Source organism: Embleya sp. NBC_00896, from assembly GCF_045207785.1.
In the GTDB taxonomy this organism is placed as follows: domain Bacteria; phylum Actinomycetota; class Actinomycetes; order Streptomycetales; family Streptomycetaceae; genus Embleya.
Genome location: NZ_CP108777.1, coordinates 1,298,663 through 1,324,453 on the forward strand (window position 1 = coordinate 1,298,663; position 25,791 = coordinate 1,324,453).

Sequence of the window (25,791 nt, forward strand, 5' to 3'; positions counted from 1 at the left end):
CCGTCCGCCGTTTCCGTGCGCCAAAAAGGGGCTCGCCGTGAGTTATGTATATGTGGGCTGTGCCTGTCTCATCGGCCTCGTATTCGCCGCGTCGGCGGTCTCCAAGTTCCGCGACCTCGACGGCTTCGTGGACTCGGTGCCGCGCCTGGTGCCCATGCTCGCCGGGTCGGCGCGACCGGTCGCCCTCGCCGTGGTCGCCGCCGAGACGGCGGTGCCCGTGCTGGTCGCGATCCCGCCGCTGCGCGGCCTCGGGTTCGGGCTCGCCGGGGTGCTGCTCGCCGCGTTCACCGTCGCGATCGCCGCGGCGCTGCGGCGTGGCCGGCGCTCCTCGTGCCGCTGCTTCGGCGCGTCCGACGCCCCATTGGGCCCCCGCCACCTGGTCCGCAACGGCGTGCTGTTGGTCGCCGCCGTCGCGGGCACCCTGGCGGCCGGACTCGGCGATTCCGGCGACGTCCTTCCCCCGCTCGCCGGCAGCGCCGTCGTCGGCGTCGCGGGCCTGGTCTCGGCACTTTTGATCATCTCCCTGGACGACATCGTCGATCTGTTCGCGAGGAATGCCTGATGCCTTTTCTTGTCGCCGCCGTCGTGCTCGTCGGGCTCGTGGGCGCGTTGAACCTGCTGCTCACCTTCGGCGTCATGCGGCGCCTGCGTGAACAACCGGCCGCGCCGCAGGCCCGCGGCATGGAGCCGGAGCTGCGACCCGGCATGCGGGCGGACGTGTTCACCGCGACCACCACCGCGGGCAAGCAGGTGTCCGACACCGACGTGCGCGGCCTGGTCGGCTTCTTCTCGGCGGGCTGCGCGCCGTGCCACACGCTCGCGCCGCGGTTCGTGGAGCGGGCGAGCACCCTCGACCGCGACGGCGTCCTGGCCGTGGTCGCCGGCGACGACGCCGAACTGGTCGCCCTGCTCTCGCCGGTGGCCCGCGTGGTCCTGGAGGACTTCGACGGCGCGGTTCAGGCGGCGTTCCACAATTCCTGGACCCCGGCCGTGTACCTGCTCGACGACGCGGGCCGGGTGGTGGCCGGCGGCAATCGCATGGGGGATCTGCCCAGCGAAACGCACGCATGAGCCGGCGGATACCCGCGCGCGACCTGCTCGCCGCCGCCCGGACCGCGGCCTCGCTCACGGTCCGGGCGGCGCCCGCCCACACCGCCGGATCGCTGGCCGTCACCCTGGGCGCCGCCGGCGTGCCGATCACGATCGCCTGGCTGACCAAGCTGGTCATCGACCGGTTGGCCGGCGATCAGGGCGCGATCGGCGGCCTGGCCGTCGCGCTCGCCGTGACCGGACTGGTCGCGGCCCTGCTGCCGGGACTCGGTCGCTACCTCAACGCCCAGATCGGTCGGATGACGGGCGTCGTCGGCACCGATCGCCTGTTCGCAGCCGCCGAACGACAGGTGGGGCTGCGGCGGTTCGAGGACCCGGCCTTCCTCGACCGACTGCGGCTCGCCCAGGAGAGCACCGCGCACTTCCGCGTGCTGGTCGACGGCACCGGCGGCACCCTCCAGGGCACGCTGACCCTGGTCGGTTTCATCGGCTCGCTGTTGATCCTGAGCCCCACGATGACCGCGCTCGTGCTGCTCGCGGCGATCCCGGTGCTGGTCGCCGAGCTGCGGCTGTCCAGGCTCCGGGCGACGATGGTGTGGGACAACGAGCAGGTCCATCGCCGCGAGTTCTTCTACAGCCGGTTGCTGACGGGTGTTCAGGCGGCCACCGAGATCCGGCTGTTCGGGATCGGGCCGTTCCTCCGCGGCCGGATGATGGGCGAACGGCGCCGCGCCAACGAGGCCGAACGCCGCATGGATCTGCGTGAGCTCGCGACCCAGGGGGTCCTGGGCGCGATCGGCGCCGCGGTGGCGGGCGGCGGCCTGTGGTGGGCGATCACCGCGGCCCGGCACGGCACGCTCAGCGTCGGGGACGTGGCGATGTTCGTGGCGGCGGTCGGCGGGATCCAGGCGGCGCTGGACACCTTGGTGTCCTCGATCGCCGCCGCGCACGGACAGCTCCTGGGTCTGACCCACTACGTCGCGGTCGCCCGCGCCGAGCCCGATCTGCCCTCCGCGACCGAGAGTCCGGCACCGACCGGGCCGCGCGTGGGCATCGAGTTGCACGACGTGTGGTTCCGCTACAGCGACGACCACCCCTGGGTGCTCGGCGGCGTCGATCTGACCATCCCGCACGGTCGGGCCGTCGCCCTCGTCGGACTCAACGGCGCCGGCAAGAGCACCCTGGTCAAGCTGCTGTGCCGGATGTACGACCCGACCAGGGGCCGGATCACCTGGGACGGCGTCGATCTGCGCGACATCGCGCCCGCCGAGCTGCGCGCCCGGATCAGCGCGGTGTTCCAGGACCACATGCACTACGACATGACCGCCGCCGAGAACATCGCCCTCGGCGACCCGGGCAGCCTGGACGACCCGCAACGCATCGAGGCCGCCGCCGAACGGGCGGGCATCCACGACAAGCTGGCCGGCCTGCCGCGCGGCTACGACACGCTGCTGACCCGGATGTTCTTCGACGAGGCCGACAAGGAGGACCCGGACACCGGTGTGGTGCTCTCCGGCGGGCAGTGGCAACGCCTGGCCCTGGCCCGGGCGTTCGTCCGCGCCGGCCGCGAGCTGATGATCCTGGACGAACCCAGCTCCGGCCTGGATCCGCAGGCCGAGCACGAAATCCACACCCGGATGCGCGAGCACCGCGAGGGCCGCACCAGCCTGCTCATCTCGCATCGCCTGGGCGCGGTGCGCGACGCCGACCTGATCGTCGTGCTCGAAGGCGGCCGCATCACCGAACAGGGCCCGCACGAGGCCCTGATCGCCCGCGACGGCCACTACGCCGGCCTGTTCCGGCTCCAGGCCGCCGGCTACCAGGAGGCATCATGAGAGGCCAACGAGCCGTACTCGCCGGGGTGTTCGCGACCGGCGTCGGCGCCCTGGCGCTGTGGGGGACGCACCGGCGCTACCTGGTGGCCACCGTGGACGGACCGAGCATGGAACCCACCCTGCATCGGGGCGACCGCCTGCTCGTGCGCCGCGCCGCCCGGGCCCGCGCCGGCCAGATCGTGGTCGTCCGCGTTCCGAACCCACCCCTGTTCGACGGACTGCCGCCGGAGCTGGCCGAACTGACCCCCGACGCGCTGGCCACGATTCCCGAACGCCTCGATCTGGCCCCGGCGCCGACCGGCCGGCTGATGATCAAACGCGCCGTGGCCGTCGCCGGCGACCGGGTGCCGCGGGAGCGCTTCCCCGCCCTGCGCGCGGTCCCCGAGCACGTGGTCCCCCCGGGCGCGCTGGTCGTCCTGGGCGACAACCCGGGCGCCAGCTGGGACTCGCGCGCGTACGGGTTCGTGCACGGACACCAGTTGGTGGGCGTCGCCGTCCGCCGGATCGTCCCGACCCGCGACACCACGTCTTCCTCGGGCGAAAGGCTGGTGCGAAAGGCCCCGTAGTACGAGGATGGGCAGCACGTGGGACACCGGCGGCAGCCCGGGCACGCGAAGGTGAACGGCGCGGAACGCCGAACCTGACGCTTTCACAAAAATCAAGCACCGTTTCCCTCAACATCCGGGTGAGGGAACACGACAGGATCTTGGGCGTCCTCCATCGAAAGGTTGTGTCCCACATGCCCACGTCCCACCGCCTGCGTGCCATCGCGCCGGCCGTGGCCGGAGTCATCGCCGCCACCGCCCTGCTGTCCGGCTGCCTCGGCGACGACAAGGACGACAAGGGCGCCAAGGCGCCTTCCGTCTCTTCGACCGCATCATCCCCGGCGAAGTCCGCGTCCCCCTCGGACAAGCCCGGCGGCACCAAGAAGCCCACCGGCAGCGCCAGCGCCTCGGCGGACGTCATCGACGCCTTCAAGTACAAGGTCGGCCAGTGCATCAACATGACCGGAACCAAGACCGATGAGGTCTCCTGCACCAAGCCGCACGACGGCCAGGTCGGCAAGACGTTCGACCTGCCTTCGACCGTGACCCCGGACACGCCCGGTTACGCGGACAAGGTCGGCGACCTGTGCGAGGGGTACCTCAGCCCCATCATCAAGCGGCAGCCCGCGTCCCCGCAGCTCAGCTTCTCCTACACGTACCCGCTGGACATGGACGCGTGGAACGCCGGTGAGCACGGAGCCGCGTGCATCATCGAGCGCCAGGACGAGAAGCCTCTCACCACGGTCATCAAGTAGTCCTCCGCACACGACGCCGTGCTCGCGCCCCCGACCCCCGGCGGGTCCGACGAAGCGCATGTTGCACGAACGTGATGCACCGAACGCCGTTCAGGCCCCCGCACCTCTCTGCGGGGGCCTGAACGCTTTTCTTCCCTTTATCCCACTTCTCGCGCGGCCACGAATCCGGGCCGTCGACCCCGCGCCGCGTACGGCTCACCCAGCGCGTTCTCCACGCTGTTGTAGACCACGAACAGATTCGCCCGCGGGAACGGCGTGATGTTGTCCGCCGATCCATGCATGCAGTTGCTGTCGAACAGGGTCGCCGAACCGGCCGCGCCGGTGACCACCGAGATGCCGTGCCGTTCGGCGAACCCGGTCAGCGTGGCCGGATCCGGCGTGCCGATCTCCTGCCGCCGCAGCGACGTGCGGTAGTGCCCGTCGGGCGTCTCGCCCGGACACGCCACGAACGTGCGGTGTGAGCCCGGCATGATCATCAGCGCCCCGTTGTGCACGTGGTTGTCCGTCAGTGCGATCGAGACGCTGACCGCGCGCATCGCGGGCATGCCGTCCTCGGCGTGCCAGGTCTCGAAGTCGGAGTGCCAGTAGAACCCGGACCCGTTGAAGCCGGGCTTGAGGTTGGCGCGGCTCTGGTGGATGTACACGTCCGAGCCCAGGATCTGTCGGGCCCGACCCACCAGCCGCGGATCGGCCACCAGTTCGGCCATCAGGTCGCTGATCCGGTGGATCTCGAAGATCGACCGGACCGCGTCCGAATCCGGCTCGCCGATCGTGCGCTCGTCGGCGCGCACCCGCGGATCCGCGCACAGCCGGTCCAACTCGGCTCGCAGCAACGTCACTTCGTCCGGCTCGATGAGCTGGTCGACGGTGACGAAGCCGTCCCGGTCGTACCTCGCGAGGTCGGCCTCGGGCAGCGGGCCGCCCGCCGGGCCCGGCCACACGACGGGTTCACGGCGGTCGACGTGGGTCGCGTGATCGACCACGCGGGTGGGGTACGGGTCGAACAGCGGGGTCGTGGCGGCGGTCACGCGCTCGCCTCCTCGCGCAGCAGCGGATAGACCCCGTTCTCGTCGTGGGTCTCCCGACCGGTGCAGGGCGGGTTGAACACGCACACCATGCGGATGTCCGTCCTGGGCCGCATCGTGTGCCGCTCGTTGCCGTCGAGCAGGTAGGTCGTGCCGGGCGTGATCAGGTACGTCTTCCCGGTCTCGTCGTCGGTGAGTTCGCCCTCGCCCGAGGTGCAGAAGACCGCCTCGATGTGGTTGGCGTACCACATCGAGGTCTCGGTCCCCGCGTACATCACCGTCTCGTGGAGGGAGAAGCCGACGCCCTCCTTCGCCAGGACGATCCGGCGGCTGCGCCAGGTGTCCGCGACGACGTCGCGGTCGGTGCCGTCGAGTTCGTCGATCGAGCGCACGATCATCGTGTGGTCCTTCCGGTGGTGGTCGTTGGTCGTCGTTGCCGGCGGCGGTTCAGGCGGCGGCGCGTACCGACGCGGCGAGGATGGTCATGCCTTCGTCGAGTTCGGCATCGGTGGTGGTCAGCGCGGGCATCAGCTTGACCACCTCGGACTCGGGCCCGGAGGTCTCCACGAGCAGCCCGGCGTCGAATGCCCGCGCGCACACCGCCTCGGCGAGCGCGGGGTCCTCGAAGGTCAGGCCGCGGATCAGGCCGCGACCGCGCTGGGACGCGCCGAGCGCGGTGTGCTCGGCGACGATGTCGCCGAGGTGACGCTCGATCAGTTCGCCCTTGAGCATGGTCTGTTTCTCCAGCGAGCCGTCGGCCCACAGGTCGAGCGCCGCGGTCGCGGTAACGAACGCGGGGTTGTGGCCGCGGAAGGTGCCGTTGTGCTCGCCCGGCTCCCACACGTCCAGGTCGCGCCGGAACAGGGTCAGCGCCATCGGCATGCCATAGCCACCGATGGACTTGGACAGGCAGACGATGTCCGGGGTGATGCCGGCGGGCTCGAAGCTGAAGAACGGCCCGGTGCGTCCGCAGCCCATCTGCACGTCGTCGACGATCAGCAGGATGTCGTGCCGGCGGCACAGGTCGGCCAGGTCACGCAGCCACTCGAAGCGCGCGACGTTGACGCCGCCCTCGCCCTGTACGGTCTCCACGATCACCGCGGCGGGCAGGTTCAGGCCGCTGCCGTTGTCGGTGAGCAGGCGTTCCAGCCACATGAAGTCGGGCATCCGCCCGTCGAAGTAGTTGTCGTAGGGCATCGGCGTGGCGTGCACCAGCGGGATGCCGGCGCCGGCGCGCTTCATCGCGTTGCCGGTCACCGCGAGCGCGCCGAGCGTCATGCCGTGGAAGGCGTTGGTGAACCCGATCACCGCCTCGCGGCCGGTCACCTTGCGGGCCAGTTTGAGGGCCGACTCGACCGTGTTGGCGCCGGTGGGGCCGGGGAACTGCACCTTGTAGTCGAGGCCGCGCGGTTTGAGCACGACCTCGTCGAAGCGCTCCAGGAAGGCCCGCTTGGCCGCGGTGGCCATGTCCAGGCTGTGCGTGACGCCGTCACTCTCCAGGTAGTCCAGGAGCGCGCGCTTGAGCAGCGGGTTGTTGTGCCCGTAGTTCAGTGCACCGGCCCCGGCGAAGAAGTCGAGGTAGCTGCGGCCCTGTTCGTCGTGCATCCGGCTGCCGCGCGCGTGGGTGAACACGGTCGGCCAACTCCGGCAGTAGCTGCGGACCTCGGACTCGAGGGTTTCGAAAACAGTCACGTTTCTCCAGAGGTCGTCGGTCGAGGATCACCGGGCGTCCGAGAACGGGCAGGCCACGGTGCCGACACGGGACGGGACGGGCCCGGCATCGTGTCGCTCCTCCTGTCATGGGTGTCGCATCGTGAGGGGACCGCGCCGCGAGCGGTCCGCGCGGTGCCGCGGGTGGGCGGCGCCGCTACGCGTCGAACGGCCCGAATGGCCCGAACGGACCGATGCGGTAAAGGACTTCCTCCGCGTGCCGGTCCGGGAACAGGGGCGTGCCGAACAGTTCGGTCCGGCCCACACCCGCACCGTGATCGCGGCCGAGGGCGGTGAACAGCGCGATCGACGCGATGTTGTCGCTCGTGATCGTGGTCTCCACGTACACCTGACCGTGCGGCTGCCGGCGCCGGACCAGCTCGGCGAGCATCAGCTTGGCCAGGCCGCGGCCTCGGGCCGGTTCGGCCACCGCCACCTGCCACACCATGAGGGTGTCCGGCAGATCCGGGCGCACGTACCCGGTGACGAACCCCAGCGCTTCGCCGTCCTCGTCTCGTGCGACGACCGAGGTCGCGGCGAAGTCCCGGCACCAAAGCAGGTAGCTGTACGAGGAGTTGAGGTCCAGCGTCCGGCTGTCGCGGGCCAGCCGCCACAGGGCCGCACCGTCTCGGACGGTCGGGGCGTCCAGGGTGACGACGCTTTCTCGGCGATTCGTTTCGGTGGACATGCGGAATGAACCTACCGATCGCCGCGGCGGGCTCCGGAGCCGTGGGGGTTCCCCAATCCGGCGATCTACGCTTGTCTTCGAGCGCGCACGCACGCGTTGCGAAATCCCGGCGATCGAAACCCGAAGATCGAGTGGACGGGATCACATCTCGCGCCACGCGGGAGGAATCCCGCTCCAACCGCTTCTTTCGGCGAGCATCTCCCGTGTCGACCGCCGAATCCGAAGAATCTTTCGGATTCTGGCCGCACGCGCTCGGAGAAAGCCATCTCGGCCGGCAGCATCGGCGATTGCGCAGCGCGATGATCACGCCGGCCGGAGTAACCGCCTGTGACGCTCCTTACAATTTCGCGTCCCGACCGGTTGCCCCGCTCCCGACCCACTCGACGATGTCGCGCGCCGCGTCGGCCAGGATCGGGAAGTGGCGGTGCGCCCCGGTGACGGACGCCGCCGCGTTCACGCTCCACACCGTCATGCCGGCGCGCAGGCCCGCCTCGACCCCGGACGGGCTGTCCTCGATCACCAGACAGCGCTCCGGGGTCGTCCCCAGCAGCCGGGCGGCCAACAGGTACGGGTCGGGCGCGGGCTTGCCGTGCTCGGCCGCGGCGGCGTCGACGATCACCGCCGGCACGGGCAGGCCGGTGCGCGCGAACCGGCCGCGTACCCGGTGTTCGTAGTTCGAGGTGACCAACGCCCAGGCACCGAGCGGCAGTTCGCGCAGCAGCTCGTCGGCGCCGGCGAACGCCGCGTACTTGCCGTGCCGAACGTCTGCGTCCTCCAGCTCGTGCAGCAGGGCAAGCCCGTCGGCCGGATCCAGGTCGGGCGCGACGACGGCGAAGGTGTCCACGGGCCGGGTGCGCAGCGCCACCTCGTACACCGTCGCCGGGTCCAGATCGTGGCGCCGCGCCCACTGCGCCCACATCCGCCGCTGATTGGCGAGCGCGTCGATCAGCGTGCCGTCGACGTCGAAGAGCACGTGGCGGGCGGTGGCGGGGCGCGGGGTCCGGTCATGGGAGGTCGACACCGGATGATCATGCCGGCCGGAGCGGAATCGCCGGGCGGGAACGCAACCGGACCCGGGCCCGGCGGGACATCGACACCACCGGGCCCGGGTACGCGGGGAACGCGGGGAACGCGGGGAACGCGGGGAACGCGAGCACGGTGGCGCGGGCGGGGTCGCCGACGAGCCGGCGGCGCCGCGCCGGGCGTCACCGCGCCGGTTGCCCGAACCTCAACAGGCGCCCTTGTACAGGTACTTGCTTACGTCGGGCTGGTCCACGTTCTCCTTCGTGACGGCGACGAGGTCCGTCGAGATGGACTTGGGGACGGGCTTCTTGTCCAGGGCGTTGACGGCCTGTTCCACGCCCTGGGAACCGATGTCGAACGGCTTCTGCGCGATGAGGCCCTGGATGGAGCCCTTGCGCAGCGCCTCGACCTGCTTCGGCGTGGCGTCGAAGGCCACCAGTTTGACCTGGCCGGCCTTGCCGGCCTGTTCGATGCCGGTGGCCGCGCCCTCGCCGCTGAAGACGTTGGCGGCGAAGACTCCGGCGAGGTCCCGGTGCGAGGCGATCGTCGAGGTGACGATGGAGGCCGCCTTGGCCGGGTCGTCGTCGTTGTACTGGACGCCGAGGTAGGTGATCCCGGGGTGCTTCTTGATCTCGGCCTCGAAGCCCTTAACGCGAGCGTCCGTGGTGGAGATGCCGGGCTTGACGCTGATCGCCGCGACCGTGCCCCTGTCCTGGAGGAGATTGGCCAGGGTCTGGGCGGCGAGCATGCCGCCGCGTTCGTTGTCGGAGGAGATCGAGGTCTCCCGGATCGAGCCGTCGTCGAGCTTGGTGTCGACCTCGATGACCTTCGCACCCCGGGACTTGAGCTGCTGTTCGGGCTGCCGCAGGGCCTGGGTGTCGGTCGGGGCGATCAGGACCGCGTCCGGGCCCTTGGCCGCGACCGCGTTCACCACGGGTGTCTGGAGCGACGCGTCCCACTTGTCCGCGCCGGTCACGTCGAGCTTGACGCCGAGCTCCTTGGCCTTCTGCTGCGCGCCGCAGGCCATCGAGATGTAGAACTCGTCGCCCTTGACGCCCTGGATAAAGGTGATCTTGCGCCCGCCGCCCCCGGAGTCGCCGTCGCTGCCGCATCCGCTGAGGGCGGCGGCCGCGGTCAGGGCGATGGTCACGGCGACGTACGTCGGTGTCTTCATCGGGCTGTGCCTCCTGGCGATGGTGGGACGGATGAACGGCGGAGCGGACCGGCGGACCGGGTCGGTGGAGCGGGTCGGCGGGGGGCTGTTCGACGCCTTCAGCGTCTTTGGAGTCCGCGGCGGCGCAATTGGTCGGCGTACACGGCGGCGATCAGCACGGCGCCGACGGCGACGCTCTGCCAGAACGGCTGCACGCCGAGGATGACGAAACCGTTCTGCAGGATGGCGGGGATGAACACGCCGATGAGCGTGCCGACGATCGTGCCGACCCCACCGAAGAGGCTGGTACCGCCGAGCACGACGGCGGCGATGGCGCCGAGGGAGTCGTTGGCGTGCCCGCCGATCGTGGTGGTGGTGAAGCGGGCCAGGGAGAGGATGCCCGCGAGGCCGGCGAGGGTGCCCGACAGGGCGTACACCTTGATCACGTGCCGGTCGACGGAGATGCCGGACCGGCGGGCCGCCTCGGCGTTGGAGCCGACCGCGTAGGTACGCCGGCCGAATCGCGTGGTGGCCAGGGCCAGCGCGCCGAGCGCGGTGACCACCAGGGCGATCACCACCAGCCAGGGCACGCCCAGGAGGCGGCCGTTGCCGATCGTGTCGGTGAAGCGGGTGGGCACGCCCCGGACGTCCTGGCCCTCCGTCAGGACCTGGGCGAGGCCGAGCGCCATGCCCAGGCTGCCCAGGGTGACGATGAGCGCGGGCACCTTGGCCTTCGCGATCAGGAAGCCGTTGAGCGCGCCCCACGCGGCACCGGCGGCGAGGCCGGCCAGGCAGCCGAGGAGGATCGGTCCCCAGCCGGCGTCCGCGCCGGCGACGGCGGTCATCGTCTTGGCCGCCACGACCCCCGCGAACACCAGTACCGATCCGACCGACAGGTCGATTCCGGCCATGATGATCACGAAGGTCATGCCGACGCCGACAATCAACAGCACGGCCGCGTCGGTGGCCACGTTGCGCAGGTTGAAGGTGGTCGCGAACTGCTCGGGCCGCATGATGGAGAACGCGGTCACCAGCACCATCAGGACCAGGAAGGTCCACCAGGAATTGGTCCGGGCCAGCCGGCGCCAGAGCACGCCGCGGAGGAATCCGGCGGATCCGGTGATTCCCGTGGACCCCGTGGATCCGGCGTCCTCGCCCTCGTGGCCCTTGCTCGCCTTGCGTCCCTTGCGTCCCTTGCGCCGCAATGGCGCGGTCGCCTCGTCGAGGGTCATGACGGCGCTCCTTCCGTGTCGGGTGCGTCGGGTGCGTCGGGTCCGTCGGATGCATGGGACGCGTGGGATCCGGCGTGGTTGTCGGACTCATCGTGATCATCCGGATCGGGTCCGGTGCGCCCGGTGCGCTTGCTCGGGTCGAGCCGGCCGTGCTCGGCCGGGTCCGGTCCGTCGCGTTCGTTCGCGTCGGGTCCGTCGAGGCCGTCGAGCGCGCCGGTCATGGCGCCCACCAGTTCCTCCACCGTCGTGTCGGCGGCGACGAAGCGGGCCACCCGCCGGCCCAGGCGCAGCACCTCGACCCGGTCGGCGACCGACAACACCTCGGGCATGTTGTGGCTGATCAGCACGACCGCGATGCCGTTGTCGCGGACCCGGCGGATCACGTCCATCACCCGGCCGCGCTGGAGGACGCCCAGGGCCGCGGTCGGCTCGTCCATGAAGACGACCTTGTCGGCCCAGGCAACCGCGCGGGCGATCGCGACGCTCTGTCGCTGGCCGCCCGAGAGCGTTCCGATCGGGGCGTCCACGTCCTGGAGTTCGACGCCGAGCCGGGCGAACGCCTCGACGGCCCGCTCGCGCATCGTGGCCTTGTCGAGCACCCCGAGTCGGCCCGCCAGGCCGCGGCGCAGCAGTTCGCGGCCGAGGAAGAGGTTGGCCGCGCCGTCGAGATCGGGAGCCAGGGCAAGGTCCTGGTACACGGTCTCGATGCCCAACTTCCGGGCGTCGGTGGGGCGTTCCATGGTGACCGGCCGGCCCTCGAACAGGATCCGGCCCTCGTCGGGCCGCTCGGTGCCGGCGAGCGTCTTGGTCAGCGTGCTCTTGCCGGCTCCGTTGTCGCCGATCAACGCGACGACCTCGGCCGGGAAGACGGTGAAGTCGGCCCCGCGCAACGCCTGGACCTGTCCGTACCGCTTGACCAGACCGCTGCCTTCGATCAGGGGTTGCACGTGCCCAACTCCTTCGGGTTGTCGGGTCGTTCGGCCCGCGAGCCGGATCGACGGGAGCCGAGGCGGCGCGGGTTCGCACGGGTGCGAGAAAGAGCCCAGGACGAGTACGAGGGGGCTTGCTGTCGCTGACCGTCTGACAACGGTGTCAGTACAGTGCTGGCCGCGATGCCGGGTGTCAAGGGTTTCCGTGGCCCCGGATCTGTCGGAGATTTCGGCGAATGCGCCAACAGACCGTGCGGTGCCGGATGCCGACGACAGGTCGACAGGCGGTGGAGGTCGACAGTTCGGCAGGTGGCATGTACGGTCCGTTGACAACGATGTCAGAGGAGTGTGCGACAGATGGCGGCTGCACCCTGGGGGGACTCACCCGAGCACGCGGCGTGGCTCGAAGCGGAGTGCGATCGCCTGGTCCGGTTCGCGCGCGGCGCCCGACTCCCCGACGGTGGCTTCGGATGGCTCGACGAGGTCGGCACCCCGATGCCCGACGAACCCGTGCACACGTGGGTGACCGCCCGGATGACCCACGTGTTCGCGCTCGCCCGGCTGCGCGGCGACGCCGAGGCGGGCGCGCTCGTCGAGCACGGGTTGGCCGCCCTGGCCGGCCCGCTGCGCGACACCGCGCACGGCGGCTGGCATCCGGCCGTGGACCGGGCCGGCCGACCGCTGCTCGGCGCCGAGCAGGCCGGCGGGAAGCGCCTGTACGACCACGCGTTCGTCGTGCTGGCCGCCGCGAGCGCCTGCGCCGCGGGCCACTCGGCCGCCCCCGCCCTGCTCGCGGACGCCCTCGACACCATCGAGCGCCGCTTCTGGGAACCGAACCGGGGCGCCTGCGCCGAGTCGTGGGACCGAGCCTGGACCGCCGGCGAGGCGTACCGCGGCGCGAACAGCAACATGCACACCGTCGAGGCGTTCCTGGCCGCCGCCGACGCCACCGGTGAGGACCGGTGGCGCACGCGCGCGCTGCGGATCGCGACCCGGGTGGTGCACGAGCACGCCCGCGCCAACCACTGGCGACTGATCGAGCACTTCGACGCCGACTGGACTCCGCTGTTCGGGTACAACCGGGAGCGTCCCGACGACCCGTTCCGCCCCTACGGCGCGACCGTCGGGCACTGGTTCGAGTGGTCGCGGCTGCTGCTCGGCCTGGCCGAGGCGCTGCCGGATCCGCCCGCCTGGCTCCGGACGGACGCGGCGGCGCTGTTCGCCGCCGCGGTCCGCGAGGGATGGCACGCGGACGGGCGCGCCGGCTTCGTGTACACCCTCGACTGGGACGGGCGGCCGGTCGTGCGGACCCGGATGCACTGGGTCCTGGCCGAGGCGATCGCGGCCGCGTCGGCACTGCGTCGGGCCACCGGCGAGGCCGACTACGATGACTGGTACCGAGCGTGGTGGGAGCATGCCGACGCCGTCTTCCTGGACCGGGAGCACGGCAGCTGGCATCACGAACTCGACGCCGACGGCCGGCCCGCGGCCACCGTCTGGCGGGGCAAACCCGACGCCTACCACGCGGTGCAGGCGACGCTGCTGCCTCGGCTGCCGGCCGCGCCGACCATCGCCGAGGCGCTGCGCCGCGCCGCGCGGCCGGTTGACGCCGACGGTTTCGCCCACGAGCCACGCGGCATGGGTGCCGGGCCTGCGCCCGGCCGCTCGAAAGGACACTGATGGCCGGCCCGACGACACCGGAGCGACCGCGCGGGCGCGGACGCTCCACCATGAAGGATGTGGCCGCCCTCGCCGGCGTGGGCATCAAGACCGTCTCGCGGGTCATCAACGGGGAGCCGAACGTCAGCCCCGCCAAGCAGGCGGCGGTGTGGGCGGCCGTCGCGCAGACCGGCTTCCGGCGCAACGACAGCGCGGCGCAGTTGCGTTCCGGGCACACGTCGAGCATCGGGCTGGTGCTGGAGGACGCGGCGGACCCCTTCTCCTCCGCGCTGACCCGCTCCATCCAGGACGTGGCGCACCAGCACGGCACGGTGTTGTTCAGCGCCTCGTCGGCGGAGGACCCCGACAAGGAGCGTGATCTCGTGCTTGCGTTGTGCGCACGGCGCGTGGACGGGCTGATCGTGGTGCCCGCCAGCGGCAGCCACACCTACCTGCTGCCGGAGATCGAGGCCGGAATGGCCTGCGTGTTCGTCGACCGCCCGCCGGGTGACATCGAGGCGGACACCGTGCTGGTGGACAACGTCGGCGGGGCCCGGAACGGCGTCGAGCACCTCGTCCGGCACGGCCATCGGCGGGTCGCGTTCATCGGTGACCGACTGGAGATATTCACCGCGCGCGAGCGGCTGCGCGGCTATCGCGAGGCGTTGACCGAGGCGGGCATCGAGATCGAGCCGCGGCTGGTGTACAACGGGCCCCCGTACGGCGAGGAGTTGCGGGTGTGGCTGCGCACGATGCTGGGCGGCACCGATCCCGCGACCGCGGTCTTCTGCGGCAACAGCCGGTTCACCGTCGAGACGGTGCGCGAGATCCGGCGCTCGCCCGTGCAGCCCGCACTGGTCGGCTTCGACGACTTCGAGCTGGCCGACATGCTCTCCCCGGCCGTGACGGTCGTCGCGCAGGATCCCTTCGGGATCGGCCAGGCGGCCGCGCAGCTCCTGTTCCGTCGATTGGCGGGCGATGTGACGCCCGTGCAGCACATCCACATGCGGACGCGGCTCATCCCGCGCGGCTCCGGGGAGGCCCGCCCGTGATCACAGTGGTCGGCGAGGCGTTGATCGACCTGGTGCGGGTCGAGGGTGGCGACCCGGTCGCCCGCCCGGGCGGCAGCCCGGCCAATGTCGCGGTGGGGTTGGGTCGGCTCGGCGCTCCCGTGCACCTGATCACCCGGTACGGGCGGGACCCGCACGGCGAGTTGCTCGCCGCGCACCTCGCGGCGAGTGAGGTGCGGGTCGCGCCGAGCAGCGTGCACGACGGCCGCACGAGTGTGGCGCGGGCGGACGTGGACGCGGCGGGCGTGGCGACGTACGCCTTCGACATCGTGTGGGACCCGGCCCCGGGCACCGGGGTGCCGGCCGATTCCGGGTGTGTGCACACCGGTTCGATCGCGGCGATGCTGGCTCCGGGCGCGGACGCCGTGCGCGGGCTCCTCGCGGCCGAGCACGCGCGTGGCCGCTCGGTGGTGTCGTACGACCCCAACTGTCGGCCGACCCTGATGGGCGAACCGCGGGCGGCCCGGGATCGGATCGAGTCGCTGGTGGCCCTGTCGGATGTGGTCAAGGTCAGCGACGAGGACCTGGCATGGCTGTATCCGGCCCGGGATTTCGCCGCGGTGGCGGACGCGTGGCTGGCGCGGGGGCCGGGCCTGGTCGTGGTCACTCGCGGCGGGGAGGGCTCGTACGGCGTCTGCCGGGCCGGGAGTGCGACCGTGCCGGCGGAACCGGTGACCGTGGTGGACACGGTCGGCGCCGGGGACGCGTACACGGCCGGACTGCTCGACGCGCTGCGCCGGCTCGGCCGGTGGGACCGGGCCGGCATCCGGCGCCTCGATGTCCCGACCCTGGCGACGCTGCTCGCGGACGCGTCCGTGGTCTCGGCGATCACCTGCTCCCGGGCCGGCGCGAACCCGCCGACGCGGGCGGAGGTCGACTGGTATCTGCGGCGCGGGGCCGGTGCGGCCGAGGGCGTGGCGGGCGGGTAGCGCGGGGTCGGCCGCCGACCGGCGCCCCTCGTGATCGCGGTCGGCGTGGCGGGCTTCGCGCGGCCTCCGGCCGGCCGGCGAACGGAGTGGTGAATGACGGCACAATCAGGCCACGGGGGCCCTACGGTTGTCCCCATGACCCCGTCGACGGATGCGGATCGACAGCTCGAATTGATTGCCGAAGTCCTGGACATGGCAAGGGAGTTGCGGATAGAGATCTGGCTGCGTGGTGGTTGGGCGATGGACTTCTTCCTGGGCCGGGTCAGCCGCGAACACGGCGACGTCGACTGGTTCGCGTGGGCCGAGGACGCACCCACCCTTGCCGCCGCGTTCACCGCCCGCGACTTCGTTCGCCTGGCCAAGGCCCCGGCCGCCCAACAACTCGACTACTCGGCGGGCGACGTGGAACTGAGCATCGCCTTCCTCGCCCGCGACCCCGACGGCCACGTCCTCGTCGCCGGCGGCCCCTGGGCGGGCGCCCGTTGGCCGACCGGCATGCTCGACACCCCGGCCGGCCGACTACGCGACCTGACCTGCCCGATCATCTCCCCCGAAGCCCAGATCGAGATCAAGCTGCTGACCCCGAGCTGGATGCCGAACCGCCCCCGCCGCGCCAAGGACGCCGAGGACATCGACCGCCTGCGCGCGGCCCTGGCCGGGTAACCGGGGGCTGGGTAACCGGGGACCGCGTGCCGGGTGCCGGGTGCCGGGATCGTGCGGTCCCGACGTCGGTGCGAGGTGCGAGTGTCCGTGGTCATGACCATCGAGAACATCACCGGCTATTGGAACACCGTCGCACCCACGTTCGACGACGAGCCCGATCACGGACTTCGGGACGTGCGGACTCGGGACGCCTGGGCGCGCCGGTTGGCGGGGTGGGTGGGGGCCGAGCCGGCGGATGTGCTCGATGTCGGGTGCGGAACCGGGTCGTTGGCCCTGTTGGCGGCCGAAGCGGGACATCGGGTGACGGGGGTGGATCTCGCCCCGCGGATGATCGAGCGCGCGCGGACGAAGCTCGCCCACGTCGGGTCGGGCGCGCGCTTTCTGGTCGGGGATGCCGCCGCGCCGCCCACCGGGGGTGAGCGTTTCGATGTCGTGTTGGCGCGGCATCTGGTGTGGACGCTGCCGGATCCGCCCGGCGCGATGCGGGAGTGGGTCGGGCGGGTGCGGTCCGGTGGGCGGTTGGTGCTGATCGAGGGGCGGTGGCGGGAGTCGGGGCAGGCGGGGGACGCGTATGTCGCGGGTGCCGAGGCGTTGCCCTGGATGGGTGGGGTCGGCGCGGACGATCTGGCCGCCGCCGTGCGGCCGTTGGTGGCCGGGGTGCGGATCGAGCCGCTCAACGGTGATCCGGAGCTGTGGGGTGGGGCCGTCGACGACGAGCGCTACGCGTTGATCGCCGAGGTGGGCTGAGGGGCGACGACGAGGGGTGGGCCGAATCTGACCGGGACGCCCGGGGAGTACAGGACGCTTGCCGGATCGCCGCCGACGTCCGGGAGGCCGGCGGCCGCGACGAGATCCTCGTCGAGGTGCAGCAGTTCGGCGCGGTACAGGGGCCACTCCGGGTGCGCGTTGGGGAGGTAGAGGGTGCGGTGGCCCAGACGGGTGTGCAGCCCCCAGCGGGCCGTCACGAAGCGCTCCAGCGGGGTGGGTTCGGTGATCGGGGCGCCGACGCGCACGTGCGCGGTCGCGTGCCGCGGGGCGCCTTCGAGGCGGTGTCGCCGGGTCGTGTAGCGGACCCCGTCGCCGGTGCGGTCGATCCGCATGCGGGCCCATCTGTACGGCAGGCGCAGCGTCGCGCGGGCGGTCAGGACCGGGAGCAGCCGGGCGGCTTCGAGGGAACGGAAGACGACGCCGCGGCGGCCGGCGGTGTCCACCGAGTACAGCCGCACGTTGGTCTCCGCGAAGGTGCCCAGCCAGGGCACACCCGGCAGTCGCGCGAGGCCGACGTCGACCATCCGGAACGGGACGAGGCCGACGTACGTCATCCCGTCGAGGACGTCCGGCCGGGTCCGGGGCGGCAGCAGCGGCGCGACCACTTCCGGCGGCACCGCCCAATGTACGAAGGTCAGTTCGCTCCATCGCTGGGTGAGCACGACGCGCCGGATCCCGCGCGGGGCCAGCCGGGTGACGGGTTCGGGCGCCATCTCCATGTCACCATGATGGAGCATCGACCGGGCCGGTGCGGGCGTGCTCACTCCGGGATCTGGGCCGCGATCAGCGCGTCGCCGGCTCCGGATCGGTAGTAGAGGACCGATCGGCCCGCCCGTCGGCGGCTGACCAGGCGGGCGTCGAGCAGGACCTTGAGGTGTCGACCGACCGAGCCCAGCCCCTGACCGGTCAGCGCCACGAGCTGCGTCGTGCTCTTGGGCGCGTCGAGCAGGACCAGCACCGCCGCCCGCGCGGGCCCGAGCAGCCGACCCAGCGCCTCCGGAGCCGATGCCCCGTTCGTCTCGGCCAACGTGCCCGAGCACGGGTACACCACGGCATACCGGCTGCTCTCATGCCAGGAGACCCAGCTTTGCTTCGGGGTCACCGGCACGAACAGCAGCCGGGCGTCCCGGAGTTCGCGAGGCGGATAGTCGTAGGCGTTGATCTGGAGTCGGCTGGATCCGAGCCAACGCATCCCCGGGCGCATGTCGTCGAGGGCGGCGGCCCAGCCGCCCTGGCTCAGCTGTCCGGTCCGGGCGACGATGTCCGCCTCGATGATCCGGCGGCGGCGCGGCCAGCAGGGCCGGACCGTTCGCGTCCACACCCACTCCATCAGCTCGGCGCAGCGGGCCGCCGGGTCGGTCCGGTGCAATCCGGTCGGGAGCGGGCCGCCGAGGGACACGGTCAGGTGCTGGCGCGCGGCCTCGGGCGGCGTCTCGCGGATCCGCTCCAGTTCCTGTTCGAAGGTCGGGTCGCCCTCGCCGGTCGGGGTGGGCGTGAGGAAGTCCGCGTTCCAGGTGCGTCCGAGAGCGGCCCGCACCAGCTGCGCGGTGATCGGATCCTCGGCCAGCCGCTCCCGATAGGCCGGCAGGTGCGCGTCGAGCCACGCGCGCTCGCCGGGGTGCGCGGCCGTCCCCCGCTCCAGCGTCTTCAGACTCGCGGTGGCCTCGGCCAGTGGCGAGACGACGAACCGGCTGCCCGCGAGGGTGTCCGTGCTGACCTGCCACCAGCCCATGCTTTCGCCTCCGTGCGAAACAGTAACGCCCCGGCCGGAAGGCGACCGAGACTCCGGCCATGCGTACCTATCGAGAGCTGTTCCGCGCACCGGAGTTCACCCCGTTCTTCCTGACCTCCGCGGTGCAGGTGGCCGCCCAGACGGTGAGCGGCCTGGCCCTGGGCACGCTGATCTACGACGCGACCGGCTCGCCGCTGCTGTCCGCGCTCGCGATGTTCGGGCCGGCCCTGGCCCAGGTGATCGGCGCGACGACGGTGTTGTCGGCGGCCGACCGGTTGCCGCCGCGCGCGGCCACGACCGGCCTGGCACTGCTCTTCGCGCTGGGCACCGCCGCGCAGGCGGTCCCGGGGCTGCCGGTGTGGGCGGTCTTCGCGGTCCTCCTGGGCCTGGGCGTGCTCGCCTCGCTCGGCGGCGGGGTCCGCTACGGCCTGCTCAACGAGATCCTCGCGCGCGAGGGCTACCTGCTCGGCCGCTCGGTCCTGAACATGGCCGTCGGCACCATGCAGATCTGCGGATTCGCGATCGGCGGCGTCCTGGTGACCGCGCTGTCCCCGCGCGGAACCCTGCTCACCGGCGCCACCCTGTACCTCGCCGCCGCGCTCGTCGCCCGGTTCGGCCTGAGCAGGCGCCCGCCGCGGGCCACGGGGAGGCCCTCGGTCACCGAGACCCGGCGCACCAACGCGCGGCTTTGGTCGGCCACGCCCCGGCGCTACGTCTACCTGGCCCTCTGGGTGCCCAACGGGCTGATCGTCGGCTGCGAATCGCTCTTCGTTTCCTACTCGCCCCGGCACGCGGGCCTGTTCTTCGCCTTCGCCGCGCTGGGCATGTTGGCCGGCGACACGCTCGCCGGCCGGTTCGTCCGCCCCCGGTGGCGGACCCGGCTCGGCGTGCCGATGCTGCTGCTCCTGGCCACGCCGTACCTGGTCTTCGTCGTGCGGCCCGCACTGCCGCTCGCGGTGGCCGCGGTCGCGCTCGCCTCGATCGGCTACTCGGCGAGCCTGCTGCTCCAGGAGCGGCTGATGGCCCTGACACCGGAGGAGCTGAGCGGGCACGCCCTGGGGCTGCACGCCTCCGGGATGCTCACCATGCAGGGCGTGGGCGCGCTGGTCGCGGGGACGGTCGCCGAGCTGACCTCGCCGGCGACGGCGATGGGCGTGCTGGCGACGGGCTCGCTCACGGTCACGGCGGCCCTGGCCCGCGGGCTGCGGCCGAGCCCGGACCCCGACCCGAACCCGGCCGAGACCCCGCTCCCGGCCGCACCGTCGGGCCCGCTCCCGGCCCCGCGGCCCGCCCCCGGGTCCGCCGCGCGGGAAGTGTGAAATGCCTGGCGCGCGCCACCCCCGATGTCGGTGCCGTTCGAGAGTATGTACGCATGACCGAAACCCCGGCCCCGGCGGCCGTTCTCGCCGATTTCGACGCGTACGCCCAGGCCGTGGAGACCGTGGCGGCCGCCGCGCGCGCCTACTACGGCGGCGCCGATTCGAGTGTCGACGACGACACGTACGACCGGCTGCTGCGCGGGATCGGCGTGTACGAGAGCGAGCACCCCGACCAGATGCTCGCCGAATCGCCCGTGGGCAAGGTCGCGGCGGGCGCGCTGCCGACCGGCGACGTGCCGCACACGGTGCCGATGCTGAGCATCGACAACGTCTTCGACCCCGAGGGCCTGGTGGCCTGGGTCGCGTCGCTGGAGCGGCGGATCAAGCGGGCCCCGGCGGCGCTCACGGTCGAGCCCAAGATGGACGGGCTCGCGGTCGCCGTGCGCTACCGCGACGGCCGGCTCGACCGGCTGGTGACCCGCGGCGACGGCATCGCGGGTGAGGACGTGTCGCATGCGATCGGCACGATCGAGGGCCTGCCGGAACGGCTCCCCGAGCCGGTCTCGATCGAGATCCGCGGCGAGGTGCTGCTCACCACCGAACAGTTCGAGGCCGCCAACGAGATCCGCCGGGAGTACGGCGCGACCGTGTTCTCCAATCCGCGCAGCGGCGCGGCCGGGACGCTGCGCGCCAAGGACCGCCCGTACGTGGTCCCGATGACGTTCTACGGCTACGTCGCGCTGCCGTTCCCCGACGACGACAGCCCCTTCGCCGAAGAGCTGCGGACCGCCGACCACTCCGCGGTGATGGCCCGGGTCGAGGAGTTCGGCGTGCTGACCACGGGCCGCACGGCGGCGCGGCTGCGGGTGTGCGCGACGGTCGAGGAGGTACAGGCGGCCGTCGACGAGATCGCCGCGCTGCGGGCCGAGCTGCCGTTCGGCATCGACGGCATCGTGATCAAGGCCGACGCCGCCGCCGACCAGCGCGACGCGGGCAACGGCTCGCGCGCGCCGCGCTGGGCGATCGCCTACAAGCTCGCCGCGGTGCACAAGATCACCAAGCTGATCGGTGTGGACTGGGCGGTCGGCCGTACCGGCGTGATCGCGCCGCGCGCGATCCTGGACCCCATCGAGATCGACGGCAGCCTGGTCGGCTTCGCGACACTGCACAACCCGGCCGACATCGAGCGCCGCGGGCTGATGATCGGCGACCAGGTCAGCGTGTACAAGGCGGGCGACATCATCCCGCGCGTCGAGGCCCCGCTCGTGCACGTGCGCACCGGCGCCGAGACGCCGATCGAGTTCCCGACCGCGTGCCCGCAGTGCGGCGGTGAGCTCGACACCACACAGCAGCGGTGGCGTTGCGCCCAGGGCCGCGCGTGCGGTCTCCAGGCCGGGATTCTCTACGCGGTCGGCCGCGACCAACTCGACATCGAGGGCATCGGCGGCCGGATCGTCACCCAGCTCATCGACACCGGCGCGGTCGCCGACGTCGCCGACCTGTTCACCCTGACCCGGGATCGACTGCTGACCCTGGACCGGATGGGCGACAAGGTCGCCGACAAGCTGATCGCCGGCATCGCGCAGGCCGCGACGCAGCCGCTCAGCCGGGTGCTGTGCGCGCTCGGCGTGCGCCTGACCGGCCGGTCGATGTCGCGCCGGATCGCCCGGCACTTCGGCACCATGGACGCGATCCGCGCGGCCGACGTCGAGCAGATGGCGCGGGTCGAGGGGATCGGCCCCGGCAAGGCGACGGTGATCGTGGCCGAACTCGCCGAGCTGGCCGACGTGATCGACAAGCTCGTCGCCGCCGGCGTGAACATGACCGAGCCCGGGGTCACCCCCGGCGCGGCCGACGAACCGGCCGAGGCCGGCGCCGGCAGCGGCACCGAGCCCGGCCCGTTGACGGGCAAGTCCGTCGTGGTCACCGGCGCGATGACCGGCGCGCTGGCCGCGCTGTCGCGCAACGAGATGAACGAACTGATCGAGCGCGCCGGCGGCACCGCGTCGTCGAGCGTCTCGAAGAAGACCTCGCTCGTGGTCGCCGGCGACAAGGCCGGATCCAAGCGCGCCAAGGCGGAGACCCTGGGCATCCCCCTGCTCACCCCGGAGGAGTTCGCCGACCTGGTCGGCACGCTGCTGCCCGCGTGACGCGCACCGCCGTCGCGGTGGTGGCAATGTGTGCCGCTCGCATACATATTGATCATGGCTCAGGTTCCATGGCTCAATGGCTCATACGGCTCTTCTGGTGCGATCTCTAGCAGATCGACAGCGTCTGTGAGCAGAAATGGGCGATATCGGTGTGTGCCGGTCCATACGCCGGCATCGTCGCGTTCGGGAGCCGGTGGTGGCCAGGTAGGTCCGCGTCTTGCGGAAACCCCTTGGCCGCACCACCTTCGACGACGAATGGAGACCCCATGGTCGAGGCACATCCCCCGCGAATACAGCTACCGTTCGCCCTCGACCGAAATCCGCACGCCCCGGACGCGGAGTGCCGACTGCTCGACTGGGTCCGACGACATGAGGTCTGCCCGAGTCCCGACGCCGAGCAGCGACTGATCGCGGCCCGACTGAGCGATCTGGCCGCGTACACCTATCCCGACGCCGACCCGGAACTGCTGGGTCTGTACGCGCAGTTCATCGGGTGGCAATACCTGGTGAGCGAGCGGTACGCCGACGTCGTCGACGAGCGCGCGACGCTCGCGTGGGAGCACGCGAGCGCCCAGGTCGAGCCGGTGTACCGTTCCGGGCGCGTCGAGGCCGGTGCCGGTGCGATGGCGCGCGCCCTGGCGGACATCCTGGGCCGGGTCTACCCGAGCATGAGCGCGGATTGGCGCGATCAATTCGTGGACGAGTCGCTGCGGACGCTGCACCGCGTCGTGCTGTGGTCGGCGACCGGTCCCCGCACGGGCGACGACTACGTCGGCGGCGTCGACGCGTACATCCGGCATCGACGGCTGGTCGGCGGGCAGTTCCCGTGCCTGCTGCTCGACGAGTACATGGCGGGCGGCGAACTCCCGGCGGAGATCCGCCATCGGGCCCGGTACGACGACATCCGCAACGCCGCGGCCGACGTGGTGTCGTGGACCAGCGACTACTACGCGTCGCGAGCGACGGTCGGGGCCACGACCGACCTGGTCGACGTCCTCGCGCACCACGAGCACGTCGGTCGCGAACACGCGGAGACGGCGGTGGCCGCGCGGATCCAGGACCGGGTGGCCGACTTCCTGACCGCGCGCCGCGAACTCCTGGGCGGCGGCCGGAGCACCACGCCCCCCTCGGAAACGGAACTCGTGCTGCGCCGTTGTGTGACCGCGATGCACCACCGGATGGCGGGCACCGAGTCGTGGGCGTGGGAGAACACCCGCTCCAATCCCACCGAAGCCGGCGGTCGCCGGGCCGCGGGGACCGGACGCGGAGCCGGCACCGGGTTGCACGTCCCCGAGTACGTCGAGGATCTGCTCGACGTGCGTGGCCGCCCGCGCGGCTGGGACGGCGGCGCGGCCGGCCACCGCTGGCCCTGAGCTGGGGCGGGCCTTCGGCTCGGGGCGGTTCGGGCGGTTCGGTGGGGATGACCTGAGTGGTCCCCACCGAACCGCCCGAGCCGGTGCGCGAGTACGGCTGCCCCGGCGCGGGAGGCGACCTCGGGTCGGCCCAGTGCGGATCCTCCGGGATCAGCGGCAACGGCCGGGCCTCGGCGGCGCGTTCGGGCAGGATCAGCCCTCCTCGACGACGCGAAGCACGATCTTGCCCTGGATGTGGCCGGCCGCGGCGCGCTCGTGGGCCTTGTGCGCGTCGGCCAGGGCGAAGACGCCGTCGATGCCCACGCGGACGGCGCCCGCGTCGATCAGGTGGGCGAGTTCGGCCAGTTGCCCTCCGTCGGAGTGGACCTGCCCGGACTTGAAGGTGATCCCCGACTCGGCCGCGCGTTCGCGGTCGTAGTCGCCGAAGAAGACCGGGCTGATCGTGCCGCCGCGCTTGACCACGGGCAGGAATCGACCGCCGTCCGGCCCGCCGACGGTGTCGAAGAGGTGGTCGACGTCGCGTACCGCGTCCGCCGGCGCGGTGGTGGTGTAGTCGATGAACCGGTCGACGCCGAGCCCGCGCAGGAACGACTCGTGCCGCCCCGAGGCGACCCCGATCACGTGCGCACCGCGGGATTTGGCCAGTTGGACGAGGAAGTGACCGACCCCGCCCGCAGCGCCGTTGACCAGGACCGTCCGGCCCGGTTCGAGGCGGACGTGGTCGAAGAGGAACTGATAGGCCGTCAATCCCGCCATCGGCACCGCGGCGGCCCGGATGTGGTCGATGCCGGCCGGCTTGCGGGCGAGGTGCGCCGCGGGAGCGGTGGTGTACTCGGCGTACGTGCGGCCGCCGGTGTCCCCGTCCAGGTCCGGATCCGGAAAGCGGATCATCCCGAACACGGCGTCCCCCTCGGCCCATTCGGTGACCTCCGAGCCGACGGCGACGACGACGCCGGAGGCGTCGGAGCCCGGGGTGAAGGGCAGGCGGCGGTCGGGGCGCTTGTCCGCCGGGATGTTGGCGAAGCCGATGCGCGCGTACCAGTCGGGCGGGTTCAGGCAGGCGGCGTGGATCCGGATCAGGACCTCGTCCGGCTTGGGTTCCGGGCGTGGCACCTCCTCGTACACGAGCACCTCCGGTCCGCCGAACTCGTGGATCCGGACGGCCCGCATGGTCGCCTTCGACATCGTGTCCCCCTCGCGATCGGGTGTCGCGGCCGGTTGCCGCGCGTGGTCCGGTGCGGACGGCCGCCGTCTGTGGACCCGGGCGCCGTCGCGTCCCGCCGCCTGTGGTCGGCGCGGTCGATCGGCGCGCCTGGAACGGTGCGGATGTCCGCAGTATGATTCGGAGCACTGCTCCGGATTTTATGTGGAGCAGTGCTCCGCTTGTCAAGGATCGGGATTCGCCATGACCGATGATTCGAAGCCGCGCGCGCAACGCGTCGACGCGCGGCGCAACCGCGAACTCGTGCTCGACGTCGCCAGGACCGTGTTCGCCGAGCAGGGCACGGACGCGTCACTGCGCGACATCGCCCGCCGTGCCGGCGTCGGCATGGGCACCTTCTACCGGCACTTCCCGACCCGTGACGCGCTGCTCGAAGCGGTACTGCGGCACGGCTTCGACACGTTGGCGGCCCGGGCCGGCGCGTTGGCGCAGAGCCCGGCCCCCGACGAGGCCCTCACCGCGTGGCTGCGCGATTTCACCGCGGGCACCACGATCTACACCGGCCTCCCGGCCTCGCTGGTGGCGACCCTGACCGACGAGGAATCGGCGCTGCACGCCTCGTGCCTGAGCATGCGTCAGGCCGGCGGGCGGCTGCTGACCCGGGCCCAGGAGGCCGGGCACATCCGCCCCGACGTCACCGCCACGGACCTGTTCGCCCTGATCAGCGCCCTCGGCTGGGTCACCGGCCAGGCCCCGACCATCGGCGCGCGCCGCGAACAGCTCTTCGGCGTACTCATGGACGGCCTCGCCGGACCCGGGGCGCGACCGGAGGGCGCCGGTCCGCTCGGTTCCGGGAGGGAGGCGGGGTGAGCCGCGGTCGGCGTCGGGTAGTGTTACCGCCGCGTCCAGCAAATGGACCTATCGAGATCGCATTCGAGGAGGTGGGACCCATTACCGCTGTATCAGGTCGGGTGCTCTCCTTCCACGACCGCGCGGTCCACTTGGCATAGGTGAACCCGCG

Annotated in this window: 24 protein-coding genes and 1 pseudogene; 14 read left to right on the top strand and 11 right to left on the bottom strand. The window is 72.0% G+C overall.

Annotated features, from left to right (window positions below; genetic code table 11):
• The first annotated feature begins 37 nt into the window (after positions 1–37).
• The 5 genes from OG928_RS39060 to OG928_RS39080 all read left to right on the top strand — a co-directional run bounded on the left by OG928_RS39060 (position 38) and on the right by OG928_RS39080 (position 4,185).
• On the top strand, positions 38–562 hold the full coding sequence (locus OG928_RS39060) for a MauE/DoxX family redox-associated membrane protein (protein ID WP_331766745.1): 525 nt from the start codon (positions 38–40) through the stop codon (positions 560–562).
• Complete coding sequence (locus OG928_RS39065; RefSeq protein WP_331766746.1) at positions 562–1,071, top strand: TlpA disulfide reductase family protein; 510 nt, start codon at positions 562–564, stop codon at positions 1,069–1,071. Before OG928_RS39060 ends, OG928_RS39065 begins: the two co-directional genes overlap by 1 nt.
• Positions 1,068–2,885, top strand: coding sequence for an ABC transporter ATP-binding protein (locus OG928_RS39070; RefSeq protein ID WP_331766747.1), 1,818 nt, complete (start codon positions 1,068–1,070; stop codon positions 2,883–2,885). Before OG928_RS39065 ends, OG928_RS39070 begins: the two co-directional genes overlap by 4 nt.
• The gene (locus OG928_RS39075; RefSeq protein WP_331766748.1) at positions 2,882–3,451 is read left to right on the top strand and encodes a S26 family signal peptidase; all 570 of its coding nucleotides are present in this window, start codon (positions 2,882–2,884) and stop codon (positions 3,449–3,451) included. Before OG928_RS39070 ends, OG928_RS39075 begins: the two co-directional genes overlap by 4 nt.
• A 173-nt stretch (positions 3,452–3,624) precedes the next feature.
• Positions 3,625–4,185, top strand: coding sequence for a septum formation family protein (locus OG928_RS39080; protein ID WP_331766749.1), 561 nt, complete (start codon positions 3,625–3,627; stop codon positions 4,183–4,185).
• A gap of 137 nt (positions 4,186–4,322) precedes the next feature.
• Here OG928_RS39080 and thpD read toward each other — a convergent pair whose 3' ends face one another.
• From thpD to OG928_RS39120, 8 genes and pseudogenes are all read right to left on the bottom strand, one after another.
• Positions 4,323–5,213, bottom strand: a complete 891-nt coding sequence (gene thpD, locus OG928_RS39085; protein ID WP_406291587.1) for an ectoine hydroxylase — start codon at positions 5,211–5,213, stop codon at positions 4,323–4,325.
• Entirely contained in the window at positions 5,210–5,608 is a 399-nt protein-coding gene (locus tag OG928_RS39090) for an ectoine synthase (RefSeq protein ID WP_331766750.1), read from the bottom strand. Before OG928_RS39090 ends, thpD begins: the two co-directional genes overlap by 4 nt.
• A gap of 49 nt (positions 5,609–5,657) precedes the next feature.
• Positions 5,658–6,902: a diaminobutyrate--2-oxoglutarate transaminase gene (gene ectB / locus OG928_RS39095; RefSeq protein WP_331766751.1), complete on the bottom strand. Its 1,245-nt coding sequence runs from the start codon at positions 6,900–6,902 to the stop codon at positions 5,658–5,660.
• Positions 6,903–7,077: 175 nt separating this feature from the next.
• On the bottom strand, positions 7,078–7,608 hold the full coding sequence (gene ectA / locus OG928_RS39100; protein ID WP_331766752.1) for a diaminobutyrate acetyltransferase: 531 nt from the start codon (positions 7,606–7,608) through the stop codon (positions 7,078–7,080).
• A gap of 337 nt (positions 7,609–7,945) precedes the next feature.
• Positions 7,946–8,629 carry an HAD-IA family hydrolase gene (locus OG928_RS39105; RefSeq protein WP_331766753.1) on the bottom strand — a complete coding sequence of 228 codons (684 nt, stop codon included), beginning with the start codon at positions 8,627–8,629 and terminating at the stop codon, positions 7,946–7,948.
• 207 nt (positions 8,630–8,836) lie between these two features.
• Entirely contained in the window at positions 8,837–9,805 is a 969-nt protein-coding gene (locus OG928_RS39110) for an ABC transporter substrate-binding protein (RefSeq protein ID WP_331766754.1), read from the bottom strand.
• Positions 9,806–9,903: 98 nt separating this feature from the next.
• Positions 9,904–11,016: an ABC transporter permease gene (locus OG928_RS39115; RefSeq protein WP_406291588.1), complete on the bottom strand. Its 1,113-nt coding sequence runs from the start codon at positions 11,014–11,016 to the stop codon at positions 9,904–9,906.
• 206 nt (positions 11,017–11,222) lie between these two features.
• Positions 11,223–11,963, bottom strand: a pseudogene (locus OG928_RS39120) (ATP-binding cassette domain-containing protein); the annotation flags it as partial.
• 339 nt (positions 11,964–12,302) lie between these two features.
• On the opposite strand from OG928_RS39120, the gene OG928_RS39125 reads away from it, so the two are divergent.
• The 5 genes from OG928_RS39125 (at position 12,303) to OG928_RS39145 (ending at position 17,013) form a co-directional block, all read left to right on the top strand.
• Positions 12,303–13,625, top strand: coding sequence for an AGE family epimerase/isomerase (locus tag OG928_RS39125; RefSeq protein ID WP_331766755.1), 1,323 nt, complete (start codon positions 12,303–12,305; stop codon positions 13,623–13,625).
• The gene (locus OG928_RS39130) at positions 13,625–14,656 is read left to right on the top strand and encodes a LacI family DNA-binding transcriptional regulator (RefSeq protein ID WP_406291589.1); all 1,032 of its coding nucleotides are present in this window, start codon (positions 13,625–13,627) and stop codon (positions 14,654–14,656) included. Before OG928_RS39125 ends, OG928_RS39130 begins: the two co-directional genes overlap by 1 nt.
• Positions 14,653–15,603: a carbohydrate kinase gene (locus tag OG928_RS39135; RefSeq protein WP_331766757.1), complete on the top strand. Its 951-nt coding sequence runs from the start codon at positions 14,653–14,655 to the stop codon at positions 15,601–15,603. Before OG928_RS39130 ends, OG928_RS39135 begins: the two co-directional genes overlap by 4 nt.
• A gap of 135 nt (positions 15,604–15,738) precedes the next feature.
• Positions 15,739–16,266 carry a nucleotidyltransferase domain-containing protein gene (locus OG928_RS39140; RefSeq protein WP_331766758.1) on the top strand — a complete coding sequence of 176 codons (528 nt, stop codon included), beginning with the start codon at positions 15,739–15,741 and terminating at the stop codon, positions 16,264–16,266.
• A 93-nt stretch (positions 16,267–16,359) separates the two neighbouring features.
• Entirely contained in the window at positions 16,360–17,013 is a 654-nt protein-coding gene (locus OG928_RS39145) for a class I SAM-dependent methyltransferase (RefSeq protein WP_331768272.1), read from the top strand.
• Here OG928_RS39145 and OG928_RS39150 read toward each other — a convergent pair.
• Together OG928_RS39150 and OG928_RS39155 are read right to left on the bottom strand one after the other, a co-directional pair.
• Positions 16,986–17,747: a DUF2071 domain-containing protein gene (locus OG928_RS39150; protein WP_331766759.1), complete on the bottom strand. Its 762-nt coding sequence runs from the start codon at positions 17,745–17,747 to the stop codon at positions 16,986–16,988. The genes OG928_RS39145 and OG928_RS39150 overlap by 28 nt on opposite strands.
• A 47-nt stretch (positions 17,748–17,794) precedes the next feature.
• Complete coding sequence (locus OG928_RS39155; protein ID WP_331766760.1) at positions 17,795–18,766, bottom strand: ArsR family transcriptional regulator; 972 nt, start codon at positions 18,764–18,766, stop codon at positions 17,795–17,797.
• A 59-nt stretch (positions 18,767–18,825) separates the two neighbouring features.
• On the opposite strand from OG928_RS39155, the gene OG928_RS39160 reads away from it, so the two are divergent.
• From OG928_RS39160 to OG928_RS39170, 3 genes are all read left to right on the top strand, one after another.
• A complete protein-coding gene (locus OG928_RS39160; protein WP_331766761.1) occupies positions 18,826–20,085 on the top strand; it encodes an MFS transporter in 1,260 nt (419 codons plus the stop codon).
• Between the two features lie 53 nt (positions 20,086–20,138).
• Positions 20,139–22,235, top strand: a complete 2,097-nt coding sequence (gene ligA / locus OG928_RS39165) for an NAD-dependent DNA ligase LigA (RefSeq protein WP_331766762.1) — start codon at positions 20,139–20,141, stop codon at positions 22,233–22,235.
• A gap of 266 nt (positions 22,236–22,501) precedes the next feature.
• Entirely contained in the window at positions 22,502–23,608 is a 1,107-nt protein-coding gene (locus tag OG928_RS39170) for a hypothetical protein (RefSeq protein ID WP_331766763.1), read from the top strand.
• A 192-nt stretch (positions 23,609–23,800) separates the two neighbouring features.
• Here OG928_RS39170 and OG928_RS39175 read toward each other — a convergent pair whose 3' ends face one another.
• The gene (locus OG928_RS39175; RefSeq protein ID WP_331766764.1) at positions 23,801–24,793 is read right to left on the bottom strand and encodes an NADP-dependent oxidoreductase; all 993 of its coding nucleotides are present in this window, start codon (positions 24,791–24,793) and stop codon (positions 23,801–23,803) included.
• 220 nt (positions 24,794–25,013) lie between these two features.
• On the opposite strand from OG928_RS39175, the gene OG928_RS39180 reads away from it, so the two are divergent.
• Positions 25,014–25,640, top strand: a complete 627-nt coding sequence (locus tag OG928_RS39180; protein WP_331766765.1) for a TetR family transcriptional regulator — start codon at positions 25,014–25,016, stop codon at positions 25,638–25,640.
• Positions 25,641–25,791: the final 151 nt, after the last annotated feature.